General features: G+C 59.9%; 12 protein-coding genes and 3 tRNA genes. 4 read left to right on the forward strand and 11 right to left on the reverse strand.

Annotation, left to right across the window (positions count from 1 at the left end):
* Nucleotides 1-14 precede the first annotated feature (14 nt).
* Both ACSQ83_RS12520 and ACSQ83_RS12525 read right to left on the reverse strand, forming a co-directional pair.
* Nucleotides 15-449 carry a universal stress protein gene (locus ACSQ83_RS12520; RefSeq protein WP_414948325.1) on the reverse strand — a complete coding sequence of 145 codons (435 nt, stop codon included), beginning with the start codon at nucleotides 447-449 and terminating at the stop codon, nucleotides 15-17.
* Nucleotides 450-520: 71 nt separating this feature from the next.
* On the reverse strand, nucleotides 521-1,423 hold the full coding sequence (locus ACSQ83_RS12525; protein ID WP_414948324.1) for a LysR family transcriptional regulator: 903 nt from the start codon (nucleotides 1,421-1,423) through the stop codon (nucleotides 521-523).
* Between the two features lie 137 nt (nucleotides 1,424-1,560).
* Here ACSQ83_RS12525 and ACSQ83_RS12530 point away from each other — a divergent pair, with 137 nt between their 5' ends.
* Together ACSQ83_RS12530 and aceB are read left to right on the forward strand one after the other, a co-directional pair.
* Nucleotides 1,561-2,340, forward strand: a complete 780-nt coding sequence (locus tag ACSQ83_RS12530; protein WP_436228323.1) for a haloacid dehalogenase type II — start codon at nucleotides 1,561-1,563, stop codon at nucleotides 2,338-2,340.
* A 61-nt stretch (nucleotides 2,341-2,401) separates the two neighbouring features.
* Nucleotides 2,402-3,997: a malate synthase A gene (gene aceB / locus ACSQ83_RS12535; RefSeq protein WP_436228324.1), complete on the forward strand. Its 1,596-nt coding sequence runs from the start codon at nucleotides 2,402-2,404 to the stop codon at nucleotides 3,995-3,997.
* A gap of 80 nt (nucleotides 3,998-4,077) precedes the next feature.
* Here the strand turns inward: aceB and ACSQ83_RS12540 are convergent, their stop codons facing one another.
* Nucleotides 4,078-4,494, reverse strand: coding sequence for a gamma-glutamylcyclotransferase family protein (locus ACSQ83_RS12540; protein WP_414948321.1), 417 nt, complete (start codon nucleotides 4,492-4,494; stop codon nucleotides 4,078-4,080).
* A gap of 161 nt (nucleotides 4,495-4,655) precedes the next feature.
* On the opposite strand from ACSQ83_RS12540, the gene ACSQ83_RS12545 reads away from it, so the two are divergent.
* A complete protein-coding gene (locus ACSQ83_RS12545; RefSeq protein WP_436228325.1) occupies nucleotides 4,656-5,525 on the forward strand; it encodes an AraC family transcriptional regulator in 870 nt (289 codons plus the stop codon).
* Between the two features lie 4 nt (nucleotides 5,526-5,529).
* Here ACSQ83_RS12545 and ACSQ83_RS12550 read toward each other — a convergent pair whose 3' ends face one another.
* From ACSQ83_RS12550 to gltX, 5 genes are all read right to left on the reverse strand, one after another.
* Nucleotides 5,530-5,994: a GNAT family N-acetyltransferase gene (locus ACSQ83_RS12550; RefSeq protein WP_414948319.1), complete on the reverse strand. Its 465-nt coding sequence runs from the start codon at nucleotides 5,992-5,994 to the stop codon at nucleotides 5,530-5,532.
* Nucleotides 5,995-6,260: 266 nt separating this feature from the next.
* Nucleotides 6,261-6,337, reverse strand: a tRNA-Asp gene (locus tag ACSQ83_RS12555).
* A 72-nt stretch (nucleotides 6,338-6,409) separates the two neighbouring features.
* Nucleotides 6,410-6,485: transfer RNA gene (locus tag ACSQ83_RS12560), tRNA-Glu, on the reverse strand.
* 221 nt (nucleotides 6,486-6,706) lie between these two features.
* Nucleotides 6,707-6,782 (reverse strand) — tRNA-Ala (locus ACSQ83_RS12565).
* A gap of 187 nt (nucleotides 6,783-6,969) precedes the next feature.
* Nucleotides 6,970-8,376, reverse strand: coding sequence for a glutamate--tRNA ligase (gltX, locus tag ACSQ83_RS12570; protein WP_436228326.1), 1,407 nt, complete (start codon nucleotides 8,374-8,376; stop codon nucleotides 6,970-6,972).
* Between the two features lie 174 nt (nucleotides 8,377-8,550).
* Between gltX and ACSQ83_RS12575 the strand changes: the two genes are divergently transcribed.
* Complete coding sequence (locus tag ACSQ83_RS12575; RefSeq protein ID WP_436228341.1) at nucleotides 8,551-9,678, forward strand: patatin-like phospholipase family protein; 1,128 nt, start codon at nucleotides 8,551-8,553, stop codon at nucleotides 9,676-9,678.
* 40 nt (nucleotides 9,679-9,718) lie between these two features.
* Here the strand turns inward: ACSQ83_RS12575 and ACSQ83_RS12580 are convergent, their stop codons facing one another.
* The 3 genes from ACSQ83_RS12580 to ACSQ83_RS12590 are packed head-to-tail and all read right to left on the reverse strand — an operon-like array spanning nucleotide 9,719 to nucleotide 14,375.
* Nucleotides 9,719-10,957 carry a c-type cytochrome gene (locus ACSQ83_RS12580; protein WP_436228327.1) on the reverse strand — a complete coding sequence of 413 codons (1,239 nt, stop codon included), beginning with the start codon at nucleotides 10,955-10,957 and terminating at the stop codon, nucleotides 9,719-9,721.
* Nucleotides 10,954-11,547: a (2Fe-2S)-binding protein gene (locus tag ACSQ83_RS12585; RefSeq protein WP_436228328.1), complete on the reverse strand. Its 594-nt coding sequence runs from the start codon at nucleotides 11,545-11,547 to the stop codon at nucleotides 10,954-10,956. Before ACSQ83_RS12585 ends, ACSQ83_RS12580 begins: the two co-directional genes overlap by 4 nt.
* A complete protein-coding gene (locus tag ACSQ83_RS12590; RefSeq protein WP_436228329.1) occupies nucleotides 11,544-14,375 on the reverse strand; it encodes a xanthine dehydrogenase family protein molybdopterin-binding subunit in 2,832 nt (943 codons plus the stop codon). Before ACSQ83_RS12590 ends, ACSQ83_RS12585 begins: the two co-directional genes overlap by 4 nt.
* Nucleotides 14,376-14,914 lie beyond the last annotated feature (539 nt).

Here is a 14,914-nt window from a genome sequence, read left to right on the forward strand (position 1 = left end):
CAATGGCAGCCCTTTCATCGATAAACAATCACCGGAATCTTGGTGTGAGTCAAAACCCGTTGGGTCTCGCTGCCGATCAGCAAACTCCCCAAACCCCTCCTTCCGTGTGATGCCATGAAAATCACATCGCAGCCATCACGTTCCGCAATATCGATAATGCCGATATAAGGCGCGGATTCAACGCTAGTGACCGAATTGCAGGAAACACCAACAGCGGCAGCAGCCGTTTCGACAGCCCCAAGATGCTCCCGTGCTTCACGCTCGGCGCGTTCATGAAAATCCCCGGGCGGCTCGACGGCGACATCGGCGAAAGGGGAATACGGATACAGCGGCAAGCAAGCGTAGGCCGTAATTCGCGCGCCCACCGACTGGGCGAGATCGATCGCGCCATCAATCGCTTTTTGCGAAAGGACCGATCCGTCCGTCGGAACCAGAATGTGCTTGAACATGGTCGACTCCTCGGCAGTGGCCATCGTGCACTTTCATTGTAGTAACTGAATCAGGACAGGCAGCCGGCAATTCAGCCCCAATATCCCGGCGCGCCGAACGTGTGTTTGAGCAGGTCGAGAAACAGGCGCACTCTCAGCGGCAAATGCCGGCGCTGCGGAAACACGGCGTGAATCCCGATAGGCGGTGCGGCGAAAGCATCGAGCACGCTGACAAGCCGCCCTTGAGCGATGTCATCGCCGACTTCCCACCATGAGCGCCACGCCAGCCCATATCCGGCGAGACACCACTCATGCAGCACAGCGCCGTCCGAGCATTCCATGGTGCCGGAAACGCGCATCTGCACGACCTTGCCGTCTTTCTGGAACACCCAGCCGCGCTGCTGATTCGAGCTCGCCCCGAGCGGCAGGCAGTTGTGCTGCGCGAGCGCGTCGAGATCGGCGGGCGCACCGCGCACACGCAAATATTCAGGCGACGCCACGCAAACCCGCCGGTTCTCACCCAGCTTCAACGACACCAGCGAAGAATCCGGCAACTCGCCAAGCCGCACGGCGCAATCGAAACCTTCATTGACCAGGTCGACCATGCGGTCCGTGAGATCGAGCGTGATCGATACATCCGGATGCATCGACGTGAAAACTGGCACTAGCGCTGCAACATGACGCCTGCCGAAACCCGCTGGCGCAGACACCCGCAGATGTCCGCTCGCCTTCACCCCGCCCGCCGACACGCTCGCCTCCGCGCTCTGCATGTCGTGAATCACCCGCTGGCAATCCTCCAGAAACGCCGATCCTTCGAAGGTAAGCGTCAGCCGACGCGTGGTGCGCACGAGCAGTTTCACGCCGAGCCGCTCTTCCAGCGCGTCCAGCCGCCGGCCGATCACAGCCGGCGCGACGTCCTCGGCCAGTGCTGCAGCGGAAAGGCTTCCCTTCGCGACGACGGCCACGAACGTTTCGATTTGCTTGAATCGGTCCATAGACGTGCGGTGTTTGAATGACTGGGTACCCAGATTAGGCGCGAAAAAGTCAAAGATCAAGTGATCTGGATGCATCTTCCGGTCGTTCTGGCGCACTAATAGAATAGTCGACGACCTAACCTATTGGAGCACCCGCCATGTCACCGACATCGATTTCGCCTCCTCGTGCAGTCATCTTCGATGCCTACGGCACGCTGTTCGACGTGCATTCGGTCGTGGCGGCCGCCGAGCAGTTATTCCCCGGCCAAGGCGATGCGCTTTCGCAGTTGTGGCGCCAAAAGCAGATCGAATATACGCAGTTGCGCACGCTTTCCGATCCCGCCGGCGCCCGTTACGAGCCGTTCTGGGCAATCACGCTCGACGCGCTTCGCTACGCCGCCGCGCGCCTGAAACTCGACCTTGCGCTCACCCCGGCTGCGGAAAAGCGCCTGATGGACGAATACGCCTGCCTCGCGGCGTTTCCCGACACGGTTGCCGCACTGAAAACGCTACGCAAACGCCCGGATTTGAAACTCGCGATCTTGTCGAACGGTAATCCGCAGATGCTGGACATCGCGGTGAAAAGCGCCGGCATGTCGGGTCTCTTCGATCACGTCCTATCAGTTGACGCCGTGCGGGCCTACAAACCCGCTCATGCTGCCTATGCGCTCGGAACGCAAGCGATCGGCGTGGCGGCATCGGAGATCGTGTTTGTATCGTCGAATGGCTGGGACGTGACCGGCGCGACGTGGTTTGGCTACGCCACCTTCTGGCTCAACCGGATGGCACTCCCCGCGGAACAACTCGGCGTCCTGCCGCGCGGCACGGGACGCGATATGACTGACCTGCTTGCTTTCATCGATGCAGGCTGCCCCCAGCATCAGCACGCCACGACATTCGATCTTTCAAAGCGCATGTCACGCGGTCCCACCAACTAATCGATTTCACCGATTCACCCAGCACGCAAAAACCGTCTGACCGACCAAGGAGATGTAGAACATGGCGAACACGCTCACCCACGTGCCACAGGGCATGACCATCACGGCCGAGATAAAACCCGGCTACGAGACCATCCTGACCCCCGAGGCGCTGGAGCTGGTGGCAACCCTTCACCGCGCATTTGAGCCGCGTCGTCAGGCTTTGCTTGCGGCGCGCGCCGAACGCACGAAGCGGCTGGATGCAGGCGAACGCCCGGATTTCCTGAGCGAAACGCAATCCATCCGCGATGCCGGCTGGACCATCGCCCCTTTGCCCAAGGCGCTCGAACGCCGCCGTGTGGAGATCACCGGGCCGGTCGAACGCAAGATGATCATCAACGCGCTGAACTCCGGCGCGGATTCGTACATGACGGACTTCGAGGATTCGAACACGCCGAACTGGGACAACCAGTTGACCGGGCATATCAACCTGAAGGAAGCGGTACGCGGCACGATTTCGCTTGAACAGAAGGGCAAGTCATACAAGCTCAACGATAAAACCGCGACGCTGATCGTCCGTCCGCGCGGCTGGCATCTCGATGAAAAGCACGTGACCGTCGATGGTCAGCGTGTGTCCGGCGGCATCTTCGATTTCGCGCTGTTCCTGTTCCACAACGCGAAGGAGCAACTGGCTCGCGGCGCCGGTCCGTACTTCTATCTGCCGAAGCTGGAAAGCCATCTCGAAGCGCGTTTGTGGAACGAGATTTTCGTCGCGGCGCAGGAGATGGTGGGCGTACCGCGCGGATCGATTCGGGCGACGGTTCTTATCGAAACCATCTTGGCCGCGTTCGAAATGGACGAGATCCTGTACGAGTTGCGCGAGCATTCGTCGGGGCTTAACGCCGGCCGTTGGGACTACATCTTTTCCGCAATCAAGAAGTTCAAGAACGACGCCGATTTCTGCCTCGCCGATCGCTCGAAGATCACGATGACCGTGCCGTTCATGCGCGCTTATGCACTGCAATTATTGAAGACATGTCACCGTCGACAAGCTCCGGCGATTGGCGGCATGAGCGCGTTGATTCCGATCAAGGGCGACGCCGAAGCCAACGACAAGGCCATGGGCGGCGTGCGCTCGGACAAGGCGCGCGATGCGAGTGACGGTTACGACGGCGGTTGGGTCGCACATCCGGGCCTCGTGCCAATCGCGATGGAAGAGTTTGTGAAAGTGCTCGGCGACAAACCAAACCAGATCGCGAAGCAACGCGACGACGTGCAAGTGACAGCAACCGGTCTGCTCGATTTCCGTCCTGAAGATCCCATTACCGAAGGCGGCGTGCGCGGCAATATCAACGTGGGCATCCACTATCTTGGTTCGTGGCTTGCGGGCAATGGTTGCGTGCCGATCCACAACCTGATGGAAGACGCGGCAACAGCGGAAATTTCGCGCTCGCAAGTGTGGCAATGGATTCGCTCACCGAAAGGCAAGCTCGACGATGGCCGCAAGGTGACCGCTGAAATGGTCCGCGCGTTCACGCAGGAAGAATTGGTGAAGGTGAAGGCGGTCGTCTCCGGCGACACCGCGCCATATGATCGGGCAGCGGCGATCTTCGAAGCGATGTCGACATCGGATACGTTCGCCGAGTTTTTGACGTTGCCGCTTTATGAAGAGATTTAAGCCTTAACGCAGGTCTTCTCTTCTGCAAAACAAAGCCGCTCTGGAAACTCAGGGCGGCTTTTATATTGGAGATGAACCAGTTACGACCTTGATTTTCGATAAGCGACCCAATCGCCGTTATCGATACGCGGCAAACCTTCCACCGCCTCCTCGCTGACCGGATAAACCAGACAATCGATTTCCTGCGCGCGCCCATCCACGTGAACGGTCACGTGCAAGCGCTCGCTGCGGTACAAGCCGATCACACCCGGCACGATCTCTTCGATTTCATCGAGCACGGGCACAAGCGTTTCATCGATTCGATAAATATCGCCATGTACCGGCCCCGCCGCAGGATCGAGCACGAGGCCTGGATAGGCATCGAAATCGTACAGCCGGCCATTGATATGACCCGAACCAATTAGTACGGGCGCCGCGATCCCGTTACGCTCGGCTGCGAGGCGAATGTCGTTGCTCTCGCCCGCTCGCAGCGTGCCGTAGACGAATACGTGTTGCATGCCTTCATTCCTTCCGTGAGATTCAACGCGCATTATGCCAAGTGCATAAGACAGTCGATATGTCGTGGTGCCTCGGCCGAGAGAAACCGTCCGTCCGCCCACTTCAAAGCCCGGCCGCCCGGATGCCTTTAATATCACGGTGGAGGAGCGCTTAAAAAACCATGTTCACGCCCATCGATCATCCGCTGCAACCACTGCAACAACCCCAGCCCGAAGAAGTCGAGCATCTCGACATTCCGGCCGAGTCGTCGCCAACGCTCGCGCATCCCATTCGGGTTCGCTCGCGGCCCGTGCCGGCCGGCGTCCGGATTGCGCGGCACACGCACGCGTGGGCACAAGTCGCATGCACGACGCGCGGCGTGCTGCGCATCGCAGCGGAAGGGTCAACGTGGATGGTGCCGCCGTCGCGGGCAATCTGGGTGCCGCCGAACGTGACACATGAAGTCGTTATCGTGGAAGACGCGTTTCTGCGGACGTTGTACATCGATGCAAGCGTGGTGCCGCCGGGACTGGATGCGTGCCGCGTCGTGGAAGTGTCGCCGCTGCTGCGCGAGGTGGCTGTTGCTCTGGATGATCGTACGATTTCGAGCGAGCGCGAACGCCTGCTCGGCACGCTCGCACTCGACGAAATCACGCGCTCACGCCCGCTGCCCCTTTCCATTCCGATGCCCACCGACAAACGCCTGCTCGCATTATGCGAAGCCGTCCTCGCCGATCCTGCTTCCGCCGATTCACTCGAGCATTGGGCGACGCTCGCAGGCGCAAGCACGCGCACGATCGCGCGTTTATTCCGGCGTGAACTCGGTGTGAGTTTTTCGCAATGGCGTCAGCAAGCCGTGCTGGCGCGGGCGATTCCGTTACTGAGCCAGGGCCGTCCGCTTGCGCAAGTTGCGTTGCTGCTCGGCTATCAAAGCCAAAGCGCTTTTTCCGCGATGTTCAGACGTGCATTCGGCGAAAGTCCGCGGGCATTTTTTGTCCGCGACGGCGAGCCGCGAGACGACAGTCAAAACGGTGGATCTGGCGAACGCTGAAATGCTAAACGCCGCGCACCATATGGCGGATCGCACCAAATTGCGCGAGCCGCGAACCCGCGGTTTTATAACCCATGCGGATATACAGCCGGGCAGCCGGGTTATCGACGAATACGCGCAACTGCGTTTCTTTTAATCCGCGTGCGCGTGCCCAGCGGTGCGCGGTATCGAGGAGAAATGTTCCCGCGCCCGTCCTGCGCCACCCTTCCACCACTTGTACGTCGCGGATGTGCAGCGACTGGTCTTCTTCCGTCACGCGCATGACGCCAATCGCATGGCCGTCGCACTCGAGCACGAAGTTTTCCGACTCGCGCCAGCTACCGAGGAAAAGGTCGCTGCGCCACACGAGATTGTGGCGGCGATAGTAGCCGTTCATGTTGTTGCGCGTGAGCGCCTCGGCGAACGAAAAATCGTCCATCGACGCCAGGCGCAACTGAAACGGCGAGAGAGCTTCGGTGGGATCGAGCATGGCGCGATGAAAGCACTGAATCAAGTCATCAACACTAAGTCAGCCGGTGCGCGCTGGCAATGGAGAGTTTTACGGGCGCGCAAATTCGATGTCACGCACGCCACACGTTCAACAAGGTGCAACGGGGACGGTGTAGGAAGAATAGCCGGAGGAACCGAAGGCGGAATGGCGGGAAAGAGTACGAAGAAACGAGGCGGACGTAAAACGAGAGGAAAAACGGGGACGAAAAAAATCCAGCTTAAGCTGGATTTTCTTTTACAACTTGTTGGCGGAGCGGACGGGACTCGAACCCGCGACCCCCGGCGTGACAGGCCGGTATTCTAACCAACTGAACTACCGCTCCACTTCTTTCCATCAGTTCGTGAGGTTGGTTGGCTCATCAAACTTGCAGCGCTTCTGGCAGCCGCCGATGTTTTGGCGTCCCCAAGGGGATTCGAACCCCTGTACTCACCGTGAAAGGGTGATGTCCTAGGCCTCTAGACGATGGGGACATAAACTTTTCAGTTAATGTCTTTACTCTTTTCGCTTAATCTTGAACTTGATTCTGATTAACTTCGATTAATACTTTCTTAATCGCTTGATACTACTTTAAGCTTATTAATCAGTTTCTTGTCAGTCAGCAGCGAAGAACGACATTATAAACAGCTTTGTGATTCTTGTGAAGCTTTTTTTCCGATGCTCTGGCGCTTTAAAAAGCTTCATTTCTGTTCTGTGGTGGAGGTAAGCGGGATCGAACCGCTGACCTCTTGCATGCCATGCAAGCGCTCTCCCAGCTGAGCTATACCCCCCTTGCAGAACAGAAACGAGATTCTAAAGGGCACTTTTGAAGTTGTAAATACCTTTTAGCCCAGCATCTGAAAATAGTTCGTTCTTAGGGTGCAAACTTGAGGCCCGAACTGAACACCGTTCGCGACAATGCCACGCGCCCGCGCCACCTCACCTCACCTTACCCCACACCCGTGCTCATGTTCCAGTTTAAGCAATGCCTTTGTCGAGTCGGCCTAGCACCGTCTCGCGGCCGAACAACATCAGCACCGCGTCAATGGACGGTGTGTGCGTGGTGCCCGCGACCAGGAGGCGCACCGGCATGGCGAGATGCGGCATCTTGAGCTTGTGGGTCGTCAACGTGGCCTTGAACGCCACCGAGATGGCTTCCTTGCTCCACTCCACTTCGCTCAGTGCCTGACGCAAATCCGCGAGTGCAGGACGCACGGTTTCGGTGACATGCTGCGCGAGCGCCGCGGGATCGATCACGGGCTCCCGATAGAACATGGCGGCGTTATCGGCAATTTCCTTGACCGTCGATGCGCGGTCCTTCAGCAGACCGATCACAAGCTCGAGCGGCGCTCCTTGCTCGATCATGGTGGCGTCGATACCCAATTCGGCCAGGAATGGCTTCACAAGCGTTTCCAGCCGCGCGTTGTCCGCTTCCTTGATGTAGTGCGCGTTCAGCCAGTTCAGCCGGTCCGGATCGTATTGCGCCGGCGACTTGCCCAGATGGTCCAGGTCGAACCATTCGACAAACTGTTCACGCGAGAAAATCTCCGCATCGCCATGCGACCAGCCAAGCCGCGCCAGATAGTTCATCACGGCTTCCGGCAGATAACCGCTGTCACGATAACCCATCACACTCATTGCGCCGTGGCGCTTGCTCATCTTCTCGCCCTGCTCGTTGAGCACGGTCGGCAAGTGCGCGTACACCGGCACTTCGCCGCCCAGCGCGAGCAGGATGTTGATCTGGCGCGGCGTGTTGTTCACGTGGTCGTCGCCGCGGATCACGTGAGTGATCTTCATGTCGAGATCGTCCACGACCACGCAGAAGTTATACGTTGGCGTGCCGTCCGGGCGCGCGATCACGAGGTCGTCGAGTTCGTCGTTCGAGATTTCGATCGTGCCCTTCACCGCGTCGTCCCAACTCACGACACCACCCAACGGATTGCGAAAGCGAATGACGGGCGAGACGCCTTCCGGAACAGGCGGCAGCACCTTGCCTTCTTCAGGGCGCCACGTGCCGTCGTAACGCGGCTTTTCATTGGCCTCGCGCTGGCGTTCACGCAATGCGTCGAGTTCTTCCGTCGACATATAGCAGTGGTAGGCCATGCCTTGGTCAAGCATCTGCCTAAGCACTTCGCGATAGCGGTCCATGCGTTGCATTTGATAGATCGGACCTTCGTCGTAGTCGAGGCCGAGCCATTCCATGCCTTCAAGGATCGCGTCGACGGACGCGTCGGTCGATCGCTCCAGGTCTGTGTCCTCGATGCGCAACACGAAAACGCCCTTCATCTTGCGCGCGAACGCCCACGGATAAAGCGCGGAGCGAATGTTGCCGAGGTGGATGAAGCCTGTGGGGCTGGGAGCGAAACGGGTACGGACTTGGGTCATGTGCGGTGTGCTCGATAGCTCAAATGCGTTTGCCGGCACGGGAGGAGCCCGGCAAGCGATATATCGGGGACCGGCTTCGGCGCGTCTGATGGACGAACTTGGCGAGCGGTCAAAACGAGTGTGAATTATACCCGCCGGGCGCTTTTGCCCTGCTTTCGGGGGTCATCATGTTTTATCATGTGCGCCGTTAGTGAATGGCTTAACCATTCGGCCAGCAAGCGGCTATTACCCCGGTCATCCCCAGCTAACCAGACCGCCTGGGCGACCTTCACCCGCCACGCCCCAAGCTCGTCCCCCGTTGCATCGCAGGAGAATTCCTTGAAGATATCGCCACCCTCGCCACCCTCGCTTTCGTCGCTGCCTCAGTTGTCGCGGCGCGCGTTCGCTCTTGGCTGCGCATCGGCCGTGCTCACGGCCTGCACCACGACGACGAGTTCCACCACCGCGCTCAATCCAGCCGTGACTCCCGTGCCGCCCACGTCGCCAGTACCGGGCGCCAGCACGCCCCAGCGGACCGTGCGGATCGGCCTTGCACTGGGCGGCGGCGCGGCGCGCGGGTTTGCGCATATCGGTGTCATCAAGGCGCTCGAAGCGCGCAACTTGAAGGTGGATCTGCTGAGCGGCACGAGCGCGGGCTCGGTGATCGCGGCGTTATCGGCGTCGGGAATGACCGGCATTGCCATTAACAAGCTCGCGCTGACCATGGACGAAGCGTCGATCAGCGATTGGGCAATGCCATTTCGCACACGCGGTTTCCTGCAGGGCGTCGCGCTGCAGAATTACCTGAACAAGACCCTCGACAATCGGCCGATCGAGAAGATGGCGAAGCCGCTCGGCATTGTCGCGACGGACCTGAAGACCGGACAGCCCATCTTGTTCCAGCGGGGGAACACCGGCATTGCGGTGCGCGCGTCGTGCAGCGTGCCGTCCATCTTCGAACCGGTGAAGATCGGCGGTCATGAGTACGTGGATGGCGGCCTGGTGAGCCCGGTGCCGGCAGCGTTCGCGCGCAAGATGGGCGCGGATTTTGTCATCGCGGTGGATATTTCAGCGCGCCCGGAGACGGCATTGACGCAGAGTTCCTTCGATGTCCTGATGCAGACTTTCACGATCATGGGTCAGACCATCAAGGCGTACGAACTCGATAAATACGCCGACTTCGTCATCCGCCCGAACTTGGCCGCCATGAGCGGCAGTGACTTCGGCCAACGCAACGCGGCCATCCTTGCCGGTGAGGAAGCGGTCGCGAAGATCTGGCCGGAATTGCAGCGGCAAATGGCGGCGAAAGGCGCTACCGTTTGAATGACACGGTAGCGCCTTTCGACTTGTAGAACCAAGAGGCTTAGCGCAATGCCTTGACGCTTGCCGCCGTTACGTCGCCCGGCTGCCCACCCCAACTCGAGCGCAGGTAGTTGGCCAGATTCGCGAGTTCATCGTCGCTGAGCGTGGTGGCGAATCCCGGCATGGCCTGCATGTGTTCCGTTCCCGCGAAGTCGGCGGCTTCCACGCCATCGAGCATCGCAACAAGCAGGTTATGTGGATTGGCCTGACGCAGCGTGGAGCTTCCTTGCATCGATACCGCCACGTGAGGCTTGCCCTCCCCGCCAAGCCCGTGACACCCCGCGCACACAGCGACATAGCTCTTCCGGCCGGCTGCCGCTTGCGCGGCATCGGCTGCGCCCGGTTGAACCCGCGCGGGAGGAAGCGGCGCATCGCCGAGCATATAGGTCGACAACGCGCGCAGGTCACCCTGGTTCAGGTACTGAGTGCTCAGCATCACGACCGGATGCATCTCACCGAACGCAGGACCCTGGCGGCTGATTCCCGTGGCGAAGAATGTCTGCAAATCAGCGCCGTTCCAGCCTCGCGCGGCAAGTCCCGCGGGGGTGATATCCGGCGGCTGGACACGGCCAAGCGTTGACCCTTGCAACGTCTTCGCGCCGTTCATCTGCCCGAACGCACCACGCGGCGTGTGGCATTCGGCACAGTGACCCAGCGCATTGGCGAGATATCGTCCGCGGTTCCAGTCAGCCGAAGTTCCCGCCGATGCATCCGGCAATGTGTCCTTGAGGAACAGCATGTTCCAGAACATCACGGCAATCCGCACGTTGAACGGAAACTTCAGATCGGGTTCCCGGTTCGGTACGGCGGCCGGTTTTTGCGCCATCAGATACGCATAGATAGCGTCGCTGTCGGCACGGGATATTGTCCGGTAAGACGTGTAAGGCATTGCCGGATAGAGTTGCTTGTCAGGCGCCACGCCGTCGTGCAAGGTCTTGTAGAACTGCGCCGCATTCCACTTGCCGATGCCGTGCTCGGAATCCGGCGTAATGTTCGTGCCGTAGAAGGTGCCGAACGGCGACCCGAGCCTCACGCCACCGGCAAACGGCGCGCCGCCGGGCATCGTGTGACAGGCCGCGCAGTCGGCCGCTTTCGCCAGATAACCACCGCGCACAATCTGCTCGGCGGCCGTTTCATGCGTGGGGGCTGCGGCAGTTACATCGGCACGATCGTTGCAAGCGGACAGCGCGCCGACGCATAGCGCAAGTGCGCCGAGGCGAAATGAAATTGCCCGGTTCATGCGGAATCCTTAACAAGTCCAGGTGTATTCAGAATCACGTCCCTGACCGCCTCGTAGTAGCGCACGTAGCCGGTGCAGCGGCAGATGTGGTCGTCGAGTGCTTTCGTAATCTCCTGTTCCACTGACGCCTTGGCAATCGGATCGCGCTTTAGCCGCTCGATCAGCACCGTCGCCGCATTGACGAACCCCGGCGTGCAATACCCGCACTGAAAACTGAAGTGTTCGAGGAATTTCTGCTGCACCGGCGAGAGTTCGACTACCTCGCCTTGCTCGTTGCGTTTGGCATGGCCTTCAATGGTCCGCACCTTTTTGCCGTCGAAGAAGTGGGCGCCCGTGATGCAAGTGCGCACCTCCTCGCTCGATCCGTCGGCCTTGTCGAGAATCACCACGCACGCGTGGCAGACGCCCTGCCCGCAGCCAAGCCGCGAGCCGGTCAAGCCCACGTACTCGTGCAGGAAATCGATCATCATGAGGCCGTCGGGGGTCTGGATCGGACCCATGGCAGCACCGTTGATCGTCAGCGAAATGGGCTTCATCTGGATCAGGGGCTGGTTCATGATCGGTGTCGGAGTGGGGTGGGCAGCAGTCATGCAAGCGCCTCCTGAATGTTTTGAGGTTTCACCGGCAAGTCGTTGAACCGATGCCCAATGGCGTGCGCAATCCCGTTGACGATGGCGCCGACGACCGGAATCATCACCACCTCTGCAATGCCCTTCGGGGGGTCGGTCTCGGACAAGGGCGGCAGCACTTCACCGGTCTGGGCCCAGACGGCGACATCGCTTGCACGCGGCAGGCGATAACGGTTGAAGTTCCAGGTGCCGTTGCCGGGACCCTCTTCGTAGAGCGGCAGATATTCATGCAGCGCATGACCAATGCCCATTGCGAGGCCGCCTTGCAACTGGCCTGAGACCAGTTGCGGCGAAAGCATGTTGCCGCACTCCATGATCGAGTGATGCGAGAGCAGGCTGACCTGACCGCTGGCTTCGTTCACCGCGAGTTCGACGAGCGTGCCGACTGCGCTGTAGTAGGTCACCGCGGCGTTGTTGCGGCTAACCGGCGCAATGAACACACGCTTGCGATCGAGGGCGCGGTAAGCAGGCTGGGCCGGTGCAGCGTTGGCCTTGTCCGGATCGGCCTTGCCCGCGCCGTGAAGCAGCGACAAGCCGTCGATAGGCAGACGCTCGGTCACGCCACCGATACTGAATTCCGCTTCGCTCCACTGCCATCGATTGAACACATGCACAACCGCGCCCGTGACGAGCGCGAGGTCATGCGCTTTGCGCGCGAGTTGTTCGAGCGGCAACGGCTCGAGACCGGCGGCTGTCAGCTTGCCCTCCACCCAGCGCGCATCTTCACGACGCACGACGAGCGGCGCAGCCTGACCGCCGCCTATGCCGCTACTCCATATCGCCATCGCCGCCGGCCATAGACCGTGCGTGAAAACCACGCGTGCCGCTTCGTGCGTGCTATGCGTGAAATAGAAAGCTGAATTAGTCGCGCTCGACGGCGATATCACCCCCGGCGACCAGCGTGGATTTGCCGACAGCTTGTCCTGCTCGCCCTGCGACATCATGTAGGGATCGCCACTTGTCACGACCGGCAACTCGGGCCAGTCGATAATCGCCATGCGCACCTCGGCGGCCGGCTTGCCGACCCACTTCGCGCAGGCGATTGCTTGCGACGTCGACACGCCAGTGCCAATCTCCGCGCCCGAATGATGCATCGTGATCTTGCCGTCGGCGGCGATCTCAACCTTGGCAAACGACGACTCCGCGCCCGTGCCAAAGTCTTTCTGCACGCAGGCGAAACCCACGCCGTAGCGATTGCCGGGATGCGCGAGTTCAAACTCCGCTTTCTTCTGCGCACGCCCGGTCCACAGCGGATGAACCTTGGCTTTCTGCAGGACTTCATCGACACGAATCGCGCCGCCGGGAATCGCGCCCTGGGTATTCTTCATGCCCGAGCGCAACGCGTTTTTCAGCCGCAAATCGATAGCATCGAGCCCAAGCTGCGTTGCGATTTCATCGATCAGCATCTCGGTTGCGGCCATGGTCTGAAGCGTGCCGTAACCACGCGCGGAACCGGCGTCGATCGCGCGGGACGCGATCGCGACGCCCGTCAAGTCGCTCTTCGGGAAGTAGTAGATCGACTGCGCGGCGGATGCGCCCACCATGGCCACCGATGGCGAGAAATTGCAGCGCCCGCCGCCATCGACTTCGAACTCCGCCTTGAACGATTGCAGGAGGCTGGTTTTCTTGTCGATTGCAATCCGATAATGCATCTTCGATGAATGGCGTTTTATCGATGTCTGGAATTGCTCATAGCGATCAAATGCAAGACGCACCGGACGGCCGTCGCCATACATGGCCGCGATCAATCCGTAGAACGGAACCGTGAAGTGATCCTTCGATCCGTAGCCGACGGTCGAGACCGGATGCAGGAACAGGTTCTTCACCGGAAAGCGACTCTTCGCCGCCATGCCCGCCGCGCTTTCGGCGACTTCATGCGGGCCTTGCGTCGGCACGACCATATGCAGCGATTGCGTCGCCGCGTCGTACCAGCAGTTCGTGTTGTCGGGTTCGAGCGCGGCGGTATCGATGGATTGCGTACTGTAGTTGCGCTCCAGCACAAGCCAGTCCGCCGGCGGATGATCGAGTTCGCCCTGCATGCTTTGCGCATGGAACATGCCCTGCTCGTCCAGCTTGCCGTCCAGGCGCCCCGCCGCCCACACGGGCTCGTGCTTGCGCATCGCGCTCGGGAACAGCATGGAGTCCTTCATGCTTGAGAACGTATCCTCGTCATAGGCTGTCGGTCCCCCCACGCGCACGAAGCGGAACGTGCCCCACGGATCGCGTTCGAGCGGGCCGGTCTTCTCGCCATAGCGGATGATTTCATCGCGGAACTGGAGCCTGTCCTTGGCGAACCGGAAGCGTGCGAAATCGTGATAGATCAGCATGGCAACAGCCTGGCCGAGATACGCCGGCGTCTTTCCCGGCGGCAGCAGCATGTCGTCGCCGTAAAAGGCGGGAAAAGCGAGACCGTCGCGGGCAAGCTCCGCTGCCGTGATGATCCGGTCGGGTTGAAGTTCGTCGCCAAGCAAGCTGAGGTCGAAACCCTCGTACAACCTGTCGGCTTGCGTCGTACGCAAAATGAACGCGTGCGATTGCTGGTTCGGCCAGTGCGGCATGTCGGCTGCGCGAACGTCTCTCGCGAATACCTTCGAACCGGTAACCTTCGCGATGCCGTCAATACGAAACTTCGCGCTGCCGGTTGCTGTATCCCACTGAATCGGCGTCAGGACTTTTTCTTCAAATAACGCAGCGAACGCGCGACTGCCGAGCGGCGCAATAATGACGGTCAGTCCCGCGATTGCACTCACCTTCAAAAAACCACGACGCGATCGGTCGAGTTCTCTCATGGTCCTCTCCTTGAATGATCGGCTGAGAGCCTCAAGCCAAGCTGCTTCGGGTTTCGGTTTCGGTTTTTATTTTGCATTCCGAAATGATTACTCTGTTCATGTAACGACTTGATCCGGTGTGCGGTAGCGATGAGATATCGGAGTATCTCGGATCGTAATCGCACTTCAGGTTCTTCAAGGTGCAAGGATTTGCACCAGCCTGTTTCAACGTTTGGCTGGCTATTTCAAGCTTTATCTGGTGCCGGGTTCCTGTCGCTGCGGAGCGCTAAGCGCTACCCGGGAAACGGGGCCGATTGTACGTGCGAAGCTTGCCCGCAAGCAGCGATCGGCATGTCAAGTTTTGTGCTTGGCGGCCGTTGGCGTGGAGAGTGAAAACACGTTGTGGTTCACGGCATGTGACGCCGGCAATGTCACTCGGAAACGTCCGAATATGCGCAGCGTTTGATCGGGTCTTTCAGTGCAATACGCAGTCGATTGCCTGAATAAAAGCAACGACGCGGCGAACGCTGGTCCCCGTCATACACATATTCCCTGCGGAA

The sequence above is a fragment of the Caballeronia sp. LjRoot29 genome (genome assembly GCF_964252755.1).
In the GTDB taxonomy this organism is placed as follows: Bacteria; Pseudomonadota; Gammaproteobacteria; order Burkholderiales; family Burkholderiaceae; genus Caballeronia.